The sequence below is a fragment of the Pseudomonas migulae NBRC 103157 genome (genome assembly GCF_002091715.1).
In the GTDB taxonomy this organism is placed as follows: domain Bacteria; phylum Pseudomonadota; class Gammaproteobacteria; order Pseudomonadales; family Pseudomonadaceae; genus Aquipseudomonas; species Aquipseudomonas migulae_A.
This window is the reverse complement of record NZ_BDAG01000010.1, coordinates 1-14,817: the sequence shown is the minus strand read 5'-3', so window position 1 is coordinate 14,817 and position 14,817 is coordinate 1. Positions and strand designations below refer to the sequence as shown.

Below are 14,817 nucleotides of genomic sequence, written 5' to 3'. Positions count from 1 at the left end.
CGCAGAACTCAGTTACCGCTCGAGTTCAGCGCTTCGGTCAGTGCAGCTTCCACTTCACTGGCGCTTACGCGCAACGGTTTGTCAGCATCACGGCGGCGTTTGCGCTCGCTGTGATAAGCCAGACCGGTACCGGCCGGGATCAGACGACCCACGACCACGTTCTCTTTCAGGCCGCGCAGGTAATCGCGCTTGCCGGTTACCGCCGCTTCGGTCAGCACGCGAGTGGTTTCCTGGAAGGAAGCCGCCGAGATGAACGATTCGGTGGACAACGACGCCTTGGTGATACCCAACAGCACGCGAGTGAACTTGGAAACGAATTTCTCATCGTTCGCCAGGCGCTCGTTCTCTACCAGAACGTGAGTCAATTCCATCTGGTCACCCTTGATGAAACTGGAATCGCCGGATTCAGCGATTTCAACTTTACGCAGCATCTGACGCAGGATGGTCTCGATGTGCTTGTCGTTGATCTTCACGCCTTGCAGACGATAAACGTCCTGGATCTCGTTCACGATGTACTTGGCCAGCGCACTCACACCCAGCAGACGCAGGATGTCGTGTGGATCGCTCGGGCCGTCGGAGATAACTTCGCCGCGGTTTACCTGTTCGCCTTCGAAGACGTTCAGGTGGCGCCACTTCGGAATCAGCTCTTCGTACGGATCGCTACCGTCGTTCGGGGTGATAACCAGACGACGCTTGCCTTTGGTCTCTTTACCGAACGCGATGGTGCCGCTGACTTCAGCCAGAATCGAGGCTTCTTTCGGACGACGGGCTTCGAACAAGTCGGCAACACGCGGCAGACCACCGGTGATGTCACGGGTTTTCGAAGTCTCTTGCGGAATACGAGCGATAACATCACCGATCGCAATTTTCGCACCGTCCGCAACACCGACCAGGGCGTTGGCTGGCAGGAAGTACTGAGCGATAACGTCAGTGCCTGGCAGCAACAGATCCTTGCCGTTGTCATCAACCATCTTCACAGCTGGACGGATATCTTTACCGGCAGCTGGACGGTCTTTGGCGTCGAGTACTTCAATGTTGGTCATACCGGTCAATTCGTCAGTCTGACGCTTGATCGTGATGCCTTCTTCCATGCCCACGTAGGTCACGGTACCTTTCATTTCGGTAACGATTGGGTGAGTGTGCGGATCCCACTTGGCCACGATTGCGCCAGCGTCGACCTTGTCACCTTCTTTAACCGAAATCACAGCACCGTACGGCAGCTTGTAGCGCTCGCGCTCGCGACCGAAGTCATCAGCGATTGCCAGCTCACCGGAACGGGACACAGCTACCAGGCAGCCATCCACTCGCTCAACGTGCTTCAGGTTGTGCAGACGGACGGTACCGCCATTCTTCACCTGAACGCTGTCGGCTGCGGAGGTCCGGCTTGCCGCACCACCGATGTGGAACGTACGCATGGTCAGCTGGGTACCCGGCTCACCGATGGACTGGGCAGCGATAACGCCGACCGCTTCACCGATGTTCACCTGGTGACCACGAGCCAAATCACGGCCGTAGCACTTGGCACAAATACCGTAGCGGGTTTCGCAGCTGATCGGCGAACGCACGATCACTTCGTCGATGCTGTTCAGCTCGATGAACTCGACCCACTTCTCGTCTACCAGCGTGCCGGCAGGAACGATAACTTCTTCGGTACCCGGCTTGAATACGTCACGGGCAATGACACGACCCAATACGCGCTCACCCAATGGCTCAACAACGTCACCGCCTTCAATGTGCGGAGTCATTACCAGGCCATGTTCGGTGCCGCAATCGATCTCGGTCACAACCAGATCCTGCGCCACGTCTACCAGACGACGAGTCAGGTAACCGGAGTTCGCCGTTTTCAACGCGGTATCCGCCAAACCTTTACGAGCACCGTGAGTGGAGATGAAGTACTGAAGTACGCTCAAACCTTCACGGAAGTTCGCAGTAATCGGCGTTTCGATGATGGAGCCGTCCGGCTTGGCCATCAGGCCACGCATACCGGCGAGCTGACGGATCTGCGCAGCAGAACCCCGTGCGCCCGAGTCGGCCATCATGTACATCGAGTTGAAGGACTCTTGATCGACTTCGACGCCATGACGGTCGATGACTTTCTCTTTCGAGAGGTTGGCCATCATCGCCTTGGAAACTTCGTCGTTCGCCTTGGACCAAAGGTCGATCACTTTGTTGTACTTCTCGCCCTGGGTTACCAGGCCGGAGGCGTACTGGCTTTCGATCTCTTTCACTTCATCGGTAGCAGCACCGATGATGCGGGCTTTTTCATCCGGGATAACGAAGTCGTTAACACCGATGGAAACGCCGGAAATGGTCGAATAGGCAAAACCGGTGTACATCAACTGGTCAGCGAAGATCACGGTCTCTTTCAAACCAACCACGCGGTAGCACTGGTTGATCAGCTTGGAGATCGCTTTTTTCTTCATCGGCTGGTTGACGACATCGTACGACAGGCCAGGTGGAACAACCTGGAACAACAGCGCACGGCCGACAGTGGTGTCGACGATACGGGTGTTCTTGACGCTACCACCGTCACGATCGTTAACGGTTTCGTTGATCCGCACTTTGACTTTAGCGTGCAGTGCGGCTTCGCCGGCACGGAACACACGGTCAACTTCCTGCAGATCCGCGAACACACGACCTTCGCCCTTGGCGTTGATCGCTTCACGAGTCATGTAGTACAGACCCAATACAACGTCCTGCGACGGAACGATGATTGGCTCACCGTTGGCTGGCGACAGGATGTTGTTGGTCGACATCATCAACGCACGCGCTTCCAGCTGGGCTTCCAGTGTCAGCGGTACGTGCACGGCCATTTGGTCGCCGTCGAAGTCGGCGTTGTACGCAGCACAGACCAGAGGGTGCAGCTGGATAGCCTTGCCTTCGATCAGTACCGGTTCAAACGCCTGGATCCCCAGACGGTGAAGGGTCGGTGCACGGTTGAGGAGAACCGGGTGTTCGCGAATCACTTCAGCGAGAACGTCCCAAACTTCCGGCAGCTCGCGCTCGACCATCTTCTTGGCAGCTTTGATGGTGGTAGCGAGACCACGCATTTCCAGCTTGCCGAAAATGAACGGCTTGAACAGCTCGAGAGCCATTTTCTTCGGCAGACCGCACTGGTGCAGACGCAGGGTCGGACCAACGGTAATTACCGAACGACCGGAGTAGTCAACACGCTTACCGAGCAAGTTCTGACGGAAACGACCTTGCTTACCCTTGATCATGTCAGCCAGGGATTTCAGAGGACGCTTGTTGGAACCGGTGATAGCGCGGCCACGACGACCGTTGTCGAGCAGTGCGTCGACGGCTTCCTGCAACATACGCTTTTCGTTGCGCACGATGATGTCCGGAGCGGACAGATCCAGCAGGCGCTTCAAGCGGTTGTTACGGTTGATCACTCGACGATACAGATCGTTGAGGTCGGAAGTCGCGAAGCGACCGCCATCCAGCGGGACCAGTGGACGCAGATCTGGCGGAAGAACCGGCAGAACGGTCAGCACCATCCATTCTGGAAGGTTGCCGGAACCCTGGAAGGCTTCCATCAACTTCAGACGCTTGGACAGCTTCTTGATTTTGGTTTCGGAGTTGGTTTGCGGAATTTCTTCACGCAGACGGCCAATCTCGTGCTCCAGGTCGATAGCGTGCAGCAGTTCACGGACAGCTTCGGCACCCATGCGGGCATCGAAATCGTCACCGAACTCTTCCAGCGCTTCGAAGTACTGCTCGTCGTTCAGCAGCTGACCTTTTTCAAGGGTGGTCATGCCTGGATCGATAACGACATAGCTCTCGAAGTAGAGAACGCGTTCGATATCACGCAGGGTCATGTCCATCAGCAAGCCGATACGGGACGGAAGCGATTTCAGGAACCAGATGTGGGCAACTGGCGAGGCCAGTTCGATGTGTGCCATGCGCTCACGACGAACTTTAGCCAGCGCGACTTCAACGCCGCACTTCTCGCAGATCACACCACGGTGCTTCAAGCGCTTGTACTTACCGCACAGGCACTCGTAATCCTTTACCGGGCCAAAGATCTTGGCGCAGAACAGGCCGTCACGTTCAGGTTTGAACGTACGGTAGTTGATGGTTTCCGGCTTTTTAACTTCACCGAACGACCACGAACGGATCATCTCAGGCGATGCCAATCCAATACGGATGGCGTCGAACTCTTCGACTTGACCCTGGTTTTTCAGCAAATTCAGTAGGTCTTTCAAGGCCTTTCCTCCTGGCGGAGCAGAGAGCGGGCAATCCTGCCCCGCTCTCGATTCGCGTCACGTGTTATTCGGTTTCCAGATCGATATCGATGCCGAGGGAACGAATTTCCTTGATCAACACGTTGAAGGACTCGGGCATGCCCGGCTCCATACGGTGATCGCCATCCACGATGTTTTTGTACATCTTGGTACGGCCGTTCACATCGTCCGACTTCACTGTGAGCATTTCTTGCAGAGTGTAAGCAGCACCGTATGCTTCCAGTGCCCAGACCTCCATCTCCCCGAAACGCTGACCACCGAACTGCGCCTTACCACCCAGCGGCTGCTGGGTAACCAGGCTGTACGAACCGGTAGAACGAGCGTGCATCTTGTCGTCTACCAAGTGGTTCAGCTTCAGCATGTACATATAGCCAACAGTTACCGGGCGCTCGAACTTGTTGCCGGTACGGCCGTCGGTCAGCTGCATCTGGCCGCTTTCTGGCAGGTCTGCCAGTTTCAGCATGGCCTTGATTTCGCTTTCCTTGGCACCGTCGAACACTGGAGTGGCCATTGGAACGCCGCCACGCAGGTTCTTCGCCAGATCCAGGATTTCCTGGTCGGAGAAGCTATCCAGATCTTCGTTACGGCCGCCGATCTGGTTGTAGATCTCGTCGAGGAATTTACGAAGTTCAGCGACTTTGCGCTGTTCTTCGATCATCCGGTTGATCTTTTCGCCCAGGCCTTTAGCCGCGAGGCCGAGGTGGGTTTCAAGGATCTGACCAACGTTCATACGCGAAGGTACGCCCAACGGGTTGAGGACGACGTCGACCGGGGTGCCATTGGCATCGTGCGGCATGTCTTCAACCGGCATGATCACGGAGACCACACCTTTGTTACCGTGACGACCGGCCATCTTGTCGCCCGGCTGGATGCGACGACGGATTGCCAGGTAAACCTTGACGATTTTCAGCACGCCTGGAGCCAGGTCATCGCCCTGCTGCAGTTTGCGCTTCTTGTCTTCGAACTTGTCGTCCAGCAGACGGCGGCGATCAACGATGTAGGCCTGAGCCTTCTCGAGTTGCTCGTTCAGAGCATCTTCAGCCATGCGCAGTTTGAACCACTGACCATGCTCAAGACCGTCGAGAACCTCGTCGGTGATTTCCTGACCTTTCTTCAGACCGGCGCCGCCTTCGGCTTTGTGGCCGACCAGAGCGGAACGCAGACGTTCGAAAGTGGCGCCTTCAACGATACGGAACTCTTCGTTCAGGTCCTTGCGGATCTCGTCGAGTTGAGTCTTCTCGATCGACAGTGCACGAGCATCGCGCTCAACACCATCGCGGGTGAAGACCTGCACGTCGATGACAGTACCTTTGGTGCCGGTAGGCACACGCAGGGAAGTGTCTTTAACGTCGCTGGCTTTTTCACCGAAGATGGCACGCAGCAGCTTCTCTTCCGGAGTCAGCTGGGTCTCGCCTTTCGGAGTGACCTTACCAACCAGAATGTCGCCGGCGCCAACTTCAGCACCTACGTAAACGATACCGGCTTCGTCCAGTTTGTTCAGTGCAGCCTCACCCACGTTCGGGATGTCTGCAGTGATTTCCTCTGGCCCAAGCTTGGTGTCACGTGCCACACAGGTCAGTTCCTGGATGTGGATCGTGGTAAAGCGATCTTCCTGAACCACACGCTCGGACAGGCAGATGGAGTCTTCGAAGTTGAAGCCGTTCCATGCCATAAACGCGATGCGCATGTTCTGACCCAGAGCCAGCTCACCCATATCGGTGGACGGACCGTCGGCCATGATGTCGCTACGCTGAACCCGATCACCTTTACGCACCAGCGGACGCTGGTTGATGCAGGTGTTCTGGTTGGAGCGGGTGTACTTGGTCAGGTTGTAGATGTCGACACCAGCTTCGCCAGTTTCAACTTCGTCATCAGCAACACGAACCACGATACGGCTGGCGTCGACGGAATCGATAACGCCGCCACGACGAGCCACGACGCAAACGCCGGAGTCACGGGCTACGTTACGCTCCATGCCGGTACCGACCAGCGGCTTGTCAGCACGCAAGGTTGGCACAGCTTGACGCTGCATGTTCGAACCCATCAACGCACGGTTGGCGTCGTCGTGCTCGAGGAACGGGATCAGCGACGCTGCAACCGAAACTACCTGCTTCGGCGAAACGTCCATCAAGGTGACGTCTTCCGGCGCCTTGACAGTGAACTCGTTCAAGTGACGAACAGCTACCAGCTCGTCGATCAGGACTTTCTTGTCGTTCATCGTGGCCGAGGCCTGAGCGATCACGTGATCAGCTTCTTCGATGGCAGACAGGAACACGATCTCGTCGGTGACCAGAGCGTCTTTCACCACACGGTACGGGCTCTCGAGGAAGCCGTACTGGTTGGTGCGCGCATAGGCAGCCAGGGAGTTGATCAGACCGATGTTCGGACCTTCCGGCGTTTCAATCGGGCATACACGACCGTAGTGAGTCGGGTGTACGTCACGAACTTCAAAGCCAGCACGCTCACGAGTCAAACCGCCAGGGCCGAGTGCAGAAACACGACGCTTGTGGGTGATCTCGGACAGCGGGTTGTTCTGGTCCATGAACTGGGACAGCTGGCTGGAACCGAAGAACTCTTTCACCGCCGCAGCCACTGGCTTGGCGTTGATCAGGTCTTGCGGCATCAGGCCTTCGCTTTCCGCCATCGACAGACGCTCTTTGACCGCACGCTCAACACGTACCAGGCCAACGCGGAACTGGTTCTCGGCCATTTCGCCTACGCAGCGAACACGACGGTTACCCAGGTGGTCGATGTCATCGACGATGCCTTTACCGTTACGGATGTCGACCAGAGTCTTCAGAACCGCGACGATGTCTTCTTTGCACAACACGCCCGAACCTTCGATCTCGGTACGACCGATACGACGGTTGAACTTCATCCGGCCGACCGCAGACAGGTCATAGCGCTCAGGGCTGAAGAACAGGTTGTTGAACAGAGTCTCGGCAGCATCTTTGGTTGGCGGCTCGCCAGGACGCATCATGCGATAGATCTCGACCAGCGCTTCCAATTGGTTGCTGGTGGAGTCGATCTTCAGAGTGTCGGAGACGAACGGACCGCAGTCGATGTCGTTGGTGTACAGAGTTTCGATGCGAACAACGCCGGCCTTGGCGATTTTCGCCAGGATCTCGGTGTTCAGCTCAGTGTTGCACTCTGCCAGGATTTCGCCGGTTGCCGGATGCACGATGACCTTGGCGGTAGTGCGACCCAGGACGTAGTCCAGAGGCACTTGCAGCTCTTTGATCCCTGCTTTTTCCAGCTGGTTGATGTGGCGAGCAGTGATACGACGACCTTGCTCGACAATAACCTTGCCTTTGTCATCCAGGATATCCAGGACAGCAATTTCACCACGCAGGCGCTGAGGCACCAGTTCCAGGCTGAGGTTTTCACCTTGCACGTGGAAGACGTTGGTGGTGTAGAACGCGTCCAGCACTTCTTCAGTGGTATAGCCGAGCGCGCGCAGCAGTACCGATGCAGGCAGCTTGCGACGACGGTCGATACGCACGAATACGCAGTCTTTCGGGTCGAACTCGAAGTCCAGCCACGAACCGCGGTAAGGAATGATGCGCGCGGAGTACAGCAGTTTGCCGGAGCTGTGCGTCTTGCCACGGTCGTGGTCGAAGAACACGCCCGGGGAACGGTGCAGCTGGGAAACGATTACACGCTCGGTACCGTTGATTACGAAGGTACCGTTTTCAGTCATCAGGGGGATTTCACCCATGTAGACTTCTTGCTCTTTGATGTCCTTGATCGCTTTGTTCGACGATTCTTTGTCGAAAATGATCAGGCGCACTTTTACCCGCAAAGGTACGGCGTAAGTTACACCGCGCAATACGCATTCTTTGACATCAAATGCCGGTTCGCCCAGGCGATAACCGACGTACTCCAGCGCAGCATTGCCGGAGTAGCTGATGATCGGGAAAACGGATTTGAAGGCCGCATGCAGGCCCACGTCGCGGAACTGATCTTTAGTCGCTCCCGCTTGCAAGAATTCACGATACGAATCCAGCTGGATGGCCAGGAGGTACGGCACATCCATGACGTCCGGCAACTTGCTAAAGTCCTTGCGGATACGTTTTTTCTCAGTATATGAGTAAGCCATCAGCGTTCCCCAGCTTGGTCACCTGCTTGTTTGGCCCCTCCCGACGGGAGCAGCCAGAAAATCGTGCAAACCCCATGGTTTGCGCCACCGCATCGGGTGGTTACAGCTCGTTACCAGCACCGACCCAGTCGGTTGCCAATAACGGAAAAAGGCCGGTGGCAAGAGCCACCAGCCATCAGCCTTTCGCTTAACGCTCGGGCTGGAGGAGCAAAGTCGATGCTTACTTCAGCTCGACTTTAGCGCCTGCTTCTTCCAGTACTGCTTTGGCTTTGTCAGCTGCGTCTTTGGCAACAGCTTCCAGAACCATGGCAGGAGCGCCGTCAACTACAGCCTTGGCTTCTTTCAGGCCCAGACCGGTCAGTTCACGTACTGCCTTGATCACGTTAACTTTCTTCTCGCCAGCTTCGGTCAGCATGACGTTGAATTCAGTTTGTTCTTCAACAACGGCAGCAACAGCAGCTGGACCAGCGGAAGCAGCGGCAGCGGAAACGCCGAACTTCTCTTCCATGGCCTTGATCAGCTCAACGATTTCCAGAACGGATTTTTCGCCGATTGCTTCGATGATTTGGTCGTTAGTCAGAGACATGACTATAAATTCCTGTATTGGGGTGACAGCCTACGCGGCCATCGAAATAAACAATAAACGCTGAAAGGAGTCGCTCAGCCTTAGGCTGCGGCAGCTTCTTTCTGGTCGCGAAGGGCCGCCAGAGTACGAGCCAATTTGCTGGTTGCGCCTTGAATCACGCTCATCAGCTGAGAAATTGCTTCGTCACGGGTCGGCAGACTTGCCAGTACGTCGATCTGATTAGCTGCGAGGAACTTGCCCTCGAACGCAGCTGCCTTGATCTCGAACTTATCCTGACCTTTTGCGAATTCTTTGAAGATACGAGCAGCAGCGCCCGGATGTTCTTTAGAGAATGCAATCAAGGTCGGGCCAGTGAACACGTCGTTGAGCACGTCATATTGAGTGCCAGCAACGGCGCGCTTGAGCAGGGTGTTACGTACAACACGTACGTAAACGCCAGCTTCACGAGCCTCTTTACGGAGTCCGGTCATAGCGCCTACTGTCACACCGCGGGCATCAGCCACAACAGCAGACAGGGCAACATTGGCAGCCTCGTTGACTTCAGCGACGATGGCCTTCTTGTCTTCGAGTTTAATTGCCACGGGTTTAACTCCTGCTTGTTACCGTTTCATCCAACCGGAGCCGGATGTCGTTTTGGTGTCTGATTCGGTAAGGAACCGGGAGCACCATCTGCGTAGGCTTGAGGTTTAAGACTTGCGTCGCCTACGGTCTTGGATAGCCCCCGCCAGGCAGGGACCCCAATCTTTCAATTGACGCGATCGCTCGCGCCAACCTGTGTCTTAAGCGTCGAGCGAGCTTTGGTCGATGACCAGACCTGGGCCCATAGTGGTGCTCAGGGTAACGCGCTTGACGTAAATGCCTTTCGAGGAAGCTGGCTTGATACGCTTCAGATCAGCGATCAGGGCTTCAACGTTTTCCTTCAGCTTGACGGCGTCGAAGCCGATCTTGCCAACGGAGGTGTGGATGATGCCGTTTTTGTCGGTGCGATAACGAACCTGACCAGCCTTGGCGTTTTTAACCGCGGTAGCTACGTCTGGGGTTACGGTGCCGACTTTAGGGTTAGGCATCAGACCACGTGGACCGAGGATCTGACCCAACTGACCTACAACGCGCATTGCATCCGGGGATGCGATAACTACGTCATAGTTCAGGTCGCCGCCTTTCATTTCGGCAGCCAGGTCGTCCATACCTACACGGTCAGCGCCGGCAGCCAGAGCGGCCTCAGCAGCTGGACCCTGGGTGAACACAGCAACGCGAACAGTCTTGCCAGTACCGTGTGGCAGCACAGTAGCGCTACGAACGACCTGGTCGGATTTACGCGGGTCAACACCCAGGTTCACAGCAACATCGAACGACTCGCTGAACTTGACAGTCGACAGCTCAGCCAGCAGAGCAGCAGCGTCTACAAAGTTGTAGGACTTGCCTGCTTCGATTTTACCGGCGATAGCCTTTTGACGCTTGGTCAACTTAGCCATTACACACCCTCCACGTTAAGGCCCATGCTACGAGCAGAACCGGCGATGGTACGCACGGCTGCTTCCATATCAGCTGCAGTCAGATCCGCATTTTTAACTTTCGCGATATCTTCCAGCTGAGCACGAGTCACGGTGCCGACCTTAACGGTGTTCGGACGAGCGGAACCGCTAGTCAGACCGGCCGCCTTCTTCAGCAGAACCGAAGCAGGGGTGGATTTGGTTTCGAACGTGAAGCTACGGTCGCTGTAAACAGTGATGATCACTGGAGTCGGCAGACCTGGCTCAATACCCTGAGTACGGGCGTTGAAAGCCTTGCAGAATTCCATGATGTTCACGCCGTGCTGACCCAGAGCAGGACCAACAGGTGGGCTTGGGTTAGCCTGAGCGGCCTTCACTTGCAGCTTGATGTAAGCGGTAATCTTCTTGGCCATGAGGCACTCCAATTACGGGTTCGAACGCCTCGAAAGGCTCCCCGGTTACTTGCGCGTTTATCCCAGTGACGACAAAACCCCACAGCCTAGGGCTGCGGGGTTGGGATGCTTGCCCAGCTAGACCTTTTCGACCTGGCTGAACTCGAGCTCTACCGGAGTAGAGCGACCGAAAATGAGCACTGCCACTTGGATCCGGCTCTTTTCGTAGTTAACTTCTTCAACCGTGCCAGTAAAATCGGCAAACGGCCCATCATTGACTCGTACCGACTCACCTGGCTCGAACAATGTCTTCGGCTTCGGCTTGTCGCTACCGTCAGCAACACGACGCAGAATCGCTTCTGCCTCTTTATCTGTGATTGGCGCAGGCTTATCAGCGGTACCGCCAATGAAACCCATCACCCGAGGAGTATCCTTGACCAAGTGCCAAGTACCCTCATTCATGTCCATCTGAACCAGCACATAACCCGGGAAGAACTTGCGCTCGCTTTTGCGTTTCTGGCCATTACGCATTTCAACCACTTCTTCAGTGGGAACCAGAATTTCGCCAAAGCCATCTTCCATGCCAGCCAGCTTTACGCGCTCTACCAACGAGCGCATGACATGCTTCTCGTAACCGGAGTAAGCATGCACAACGTACCAACGCTTAGCCACGGGACACCCTTAGCCGACAATCAAGGAAACAAGCCAGCCGAGCAGGGAATCGAGCCCCCACAACAGCAACGCCATTACCAGAACAACAGCCACAACAATCAACGTGGTCTGCGTGGTTTCTTGGCGAGTTGGCCATACGACTTTACGAATCTCGGTGCGAGCTTCCTTCACCAGCACAAAGAAAGACTTGCCCTTGACTGTCTGCAGGCCTACAAAGGCAGCTACAGCAGCAATGACAAGCAATGCAAGCACACGGTACAGGATCGGCGAAGCAGAGTAATACTGATTACCAACAACGCCAACAACCACCAAAGCGACTACCACTAGCCACTTGAGCAGATCGAAGCGAGAGCCTTGAGCTTCAGCTTTAGGAGTCATCTATGAAGATCCTGTGAAAAGAAAGCCAGACACACCAAGTGAATCTGGCAGGTCAGGAGGGAATCGAACCCCCAACCTACGGTTTTGGAGACCGTCGCTCTGCCAATTGAGCTACTGACCTAAAACAAAATCAGGCCGACCATTATGCCGGCCCGAAAAAGACATTACAACAATTTACTCAACAGCCTTTGCGCCCCGTCAGCACCGGGATTTAACCCCCGAGGAACAACGAAACACAACCAGACCATTAAAACAAAGGCAGATATTTTCATATCTGCCTTGTTATATGGAGCTCTTGAGCGGATTTGAACCGCTGACCTCACCCTTACCAAGGGTGTGCTCTACCAACTGAGCTACAAGAGCGTAACACTGTGCAAAACCTGCAAACTTGGAGCGGGTAGCGGGAATCGAACCCGCATCATCAGCTTGGAAGGCTGAGGTTCTACCACTAAACTATACCCGCGAGGCTTGCAGCTCTCGCTAAAAATGGTGGAGGGGGAAGGATTCGAACCTTCGAAGTCGTAGACGTCAGATTTACAGTCTGATCCCTTTGGCCGCTCGGGAACCCCTCCTAAGCGAGCCGGCATTCTATATCATGCCAGCCTTCTGTCAAGCATTTTCTCATTAAAAAACCTGAGGTTAGCTGCGTTGACCTCGCTTCGCACCGTTGACCCTCAAAGGTCTTCACTGCGAAGCGGGCGCCATTCTATGCAAACTATTCAGCGGGTGCAACCCCCTCGCATGGCATTATTTTATGTTTTAACTCGTTGAATTCTCTAGAAAGGTTTTGCAACTGCACTTCATCCAGCCAGCGACGGCTTTCAGGGGCCACGCGCACCCAGTAACCAGCAAACTCGGGGAGATCCTTCGGCAAGGACTGATACTTGATCTCCATGCCTTTCAAGCGTCGCTCAACAGCCTCAACGACCTCTGGACGAACAAAACCACCCAAGTACAAGCAGCTATTGTCCGCCTGGGCAGCTTTTCCTCTATCTCGGGATGCATCAGTCGTCTCGCTCAACAAGCGAATATCCTGCTGAGACCCCCGGTACAAACTCAAAGGAGTGACATCCTTCGCGCGCAGAGGAGCCTCTTGTTGGTGCCAGATGTAATAGAAGACGTTGAGAACAAGCAGCAACAGGAACAACCAACGCATACGAACCTCAGGACAAAGGACATGCCATAGCCAAACCCACAAATACCAGATCTGGAACCACTCTGGCCTCAGGAACGATTTCGGAAACCAACCCCGCATCCCCCCCAGTAAGGAATACGGAAAAATCTGTCCCCCAATAACTACGTGCGAGCTCCAACTGAGTCAGGACAAACCCCCTGAGCATCAATAAGCAACCCCGCTCAACCGCCTCGACGGTTGTCCGACCCGGGACGAGACTTTCCAGCGCGCGCTCTGCGGCCAGATCTCCATAACGAATTTTACGGGTATGGGTACGCAACTGATTCCGCATCAACGGCATACCCGGACAAATGAATCCTCCGAGATGCTCTCCATCACCGGCGACATAATCCGCAGTGACAGCAGTACCGAAATCCAGCACCAGGCAAGCACGCGATGCCAAATGGAATCCTCCAAGCATCGCCAGCCAGCGATCCAGCCCCAAGCGCTCGAACTCTTCGTAGCCATTGCGAACACCCAACATTTCGCGAGCGGGTGCTGCGCAAGCTACCGACACCCCAAAAGCCTCTTTCAGCAGAGAAACCAATGCACTGGTTTCCTCGGCCGTTCTGACACTGACTAACCGACAGAACTTGAGAGCGAGCCCCTTGAGCGCACTCAAACTCTCCAGCAATGCGAGATTCGAATCGACAACTCCCTCACCGACCGTCTGACGCGCATCCGCGCCAAGCACTCGCCACTTGATGAAGCTATTTCCGCAGTCGAGCTCAAGAATCATCACGCAACCTCAAGCTGAGCTCACCACCACTAAATACTTTTTCCACACCACCCACCTTCAAGCGCAGAGCCCCCTGACTATCAATACCCAGCACTTCACCATCTACTTGGTTAACACCAGCGATCAACGACACCGCCCGCCCCTGCCATAGATGATTTTGCTCCCACTCAGCCTGGATAGCGGGAAATCCGTCGACCTGATGCCGCTCCAAATAGACCTGGAGCATCTGACCTAACTCTGCGACCAGATGATTTCGATCGAACGCTCGCCCCGACTCGAGCCGCATGGACGTCCATTGCTGATCAACCTCATCGGTCTTCTGCATATTCACATTTATTCCAACACCCAGCACCACATGACACACGTCAGCGGGATCCCCAACCAACTCAAGCAATATTCCCGCGATTTTTTTCTGACCGACCAGAACATCGTTCGGCCACTTCAAACCCGCCTCAGAAACACCCAGCCCCCTCAGGGTTTGCATGACGGCAAGCCCGACAACAAGGCTCAAGCCTTCGAGCTGACGCATGCCACCATCAATACGCAGCACCAGACTGTAATAGATATTTTCTGCGAAAGGACTCGCCCATTTACGCCCTCGGCGCCCACGACCAGACGTCTGCCGCTCGGCGAGCACAAGGAATGGGGCTGTTTGGCCACGATCAATTGCACGCAACGCCTCAGCATTAGTGGAGTCAATTGAATCGAAAACAAGAATGGGCCAATCACAAGAAGGCGCCTGCTCTGCAATCGTGACAGAATCAAGCAGCGTCAACGGCGAAGCCAGCTGATAACCGCGCCCTCGCACCTTGTGGATGGACAAGCCAAGTTCAGCTTCTAAAAGCTGAAGTTGTTTCCATACAGCGCTGCGACTGACACCCAAAGCGGAACCCAGGGCCTGACCTGAATGAAATCGACCATCCTTAAGAAGCTTTAACAATGTCAGCATGCAAATCTCGCCTCACAATGAGGACCGCATGATAGCCACGCCTTGATCTGTTGCATAGAAACCGTCTCGGGCTGATTTTCCTGCGGGC

Annotated in this window: 11 protein-coding genes and 4 tRNA genes; all 15 read right to left on the bottom strand. The window is 55.2% G+C overall.

Going from position 1 to position 14,817, the window contains the following annotated elements; genetic code table 11:
- Window positions 1-8: 8 nt before the first annotated feature.
- Entirely contained in the window at window positions 9-4,208 is a 4,200-nt protein-coding gene (gene rpoC, locus PMI01S_RS09870) for a DNA-directed RNA polymerase subunit beta' (RefSeq protein WP_084319634.1), read from the bottom strand.
- 64 nt (window positions 4,209-4,272) lie between these two features.
- Window positions 4,273-8,346 (bottom strand): DNA-directed RNA polymerase subunit beta, encoded by a 4,074-nt coding sequence (gene rpoB, locus PMI01S_RS09865; RefSeq protein WP_084319632.1) that lies wholly within the window; start codon window positions 8,344-8,346, stop codon window positions 4,273-4,275.
- 220 nt (window positions 8,347-8,566) lie between these two features.
- Window positions 8,567-8,932 carry a 50S ribosomal protein L7/L12 gene (gene rplL, locus PMI01S_RS09860; protein WP_084319630.1) on the bottom strand — a complete coding sequence of 122 codons (366 nt, stop codon included), beginning with the start codon at window positions 8,930-8,932 and terminating at the stop codon, window positions 8,567-8,569.
- A gap of 80 nt (window positions 8,933-9,012) precedes the next feature.
- Entirely contained in the window at window positions 9,013-9,513 is a 501-nt protein-coding gene (gene rplJ, locus PMI01S_RS09855; RefSeq protein WP_007896629.1) for a 50S ribosomal protein L10, read from the bottom strand.
- 198 nt (window positions 9,514-9,711) lie between these two features.
- Window positions 9,712-10,407, bottom strand: coding sequence for a 50S ribosomal protein L1 (gene rplA / locus PMI01S_RS09850; protein WP_008041297.1), 696 nt, complete (start codon window positions 10,405-10,407; stop codon window positions 9,712-9,714).
- Window positions 10,407-10,838, bottom strand: coding sequence for a 50S ribosomal protein L11 (gene rplK / locus PMI01S_RS09845; RefSeq protein ID WP_017341076.1), 432 nt, complete (start codon window positions 10,836-10,838; stop codon window positions 10,407-10,409). Before rplK ends, rplA begins: the two co-directional genes overlap by 1 nt.
- Window positions 10,839-10,955: 117 nt before the next feature.
- A complete protein-coding gene (nusG, locus tag PMI01S_RS09840) occupies window positions 10,956-11,489 on the bottom strand; it encodes a transcription termination/antitermination protein NusG (protein WP_007896622.1) in 534 nt (177 codons plus the stop codon).
- Window positions 11,490-11,498: 9 nt separating this feature from the next.
- Window positions 11,499-11,867, bottom strand: coding sequence for a preprotein translocase subunit SecE (secE, locus tag PMI01S_RS09835; protein WP_007896620.1), 369 nt, complete (start codon window positions 11,865-11,867; stop codon window positions 11,499-11,501).
- A 45-nt stretch (window positions 11,868-11,912) separates the two neighbouring features.
- Window positions 11,913-11,988: transfer RNA gene (locus PMI01S_RS09830), tRNA-Trp, on the bottom strand.
- A 166-nt stretch (window positions 11,989-12,154) separates the two neighbouring features.
- Window positions 12,155-12,230 (bottom strand) — tRNA-Thr (locus tag PMI01S_RS09825).
- Between the two features lie 26 nt (window positions 12,231-12,256).
- A tRNA-Gly gene (locus PMI01S_RS09820) sits at window positions 12,257-12,330 on the bottom strand.
- A 24-nt stretch (window positions 12,331-12,354) separates the two neighbouring features.
- Window positions 12,355-12,439 (bottom strand) — tRNA-Tyr (locus PMI01S_RS09815).
- A 143-nt stretch (window positions 12,440-12,582) separates the two neighbouring features.
- Window positions 12,583-13,023 carry a hypothetical protein gene (locus PMI01S_RS09810; RefSeq protein WP_084319628.1) on the bottom strand — a complete coding sequence of 147 codons (441 nt, stop codon included), beginning with the start codon at window positions 13,021-13,023 and terminating at the stop codon, window positions 12,583-12,585.
- Window positions 13,024-13,030: 7 nt separating this feature from the next.
- Window positions 13,031-13,780 (bottom strand): pantothenate kinase, encoded by a 750-nt coding sequence (locus PMI01S_RS09805; RefSeq protein WP_084319626.1) that lies wholly within the window; start codon window positions 13,778-13,780, stop codon window positions 13,031-13,033.
- Window positions 13,770-14,729, bottom strand: a complete 960-nt coding sequence (gene birA, locus PMI01S_RS09800; RefSeq protein WP_084319624.1) for a bifunctional biotin--[acetyl-CoA-carboxylase] ligase/biotin operon repressor BirA — start codon at window positions 14,727-14,729, stop codon at window positions 13,770-13,772. Before birA ends, PMI01S_RS09805 begins: the two co-directional genes overlap by 11 nt.
- Between the last annotated feature and the right edge of the window lie 88 nt (window positions 14,730-14,817).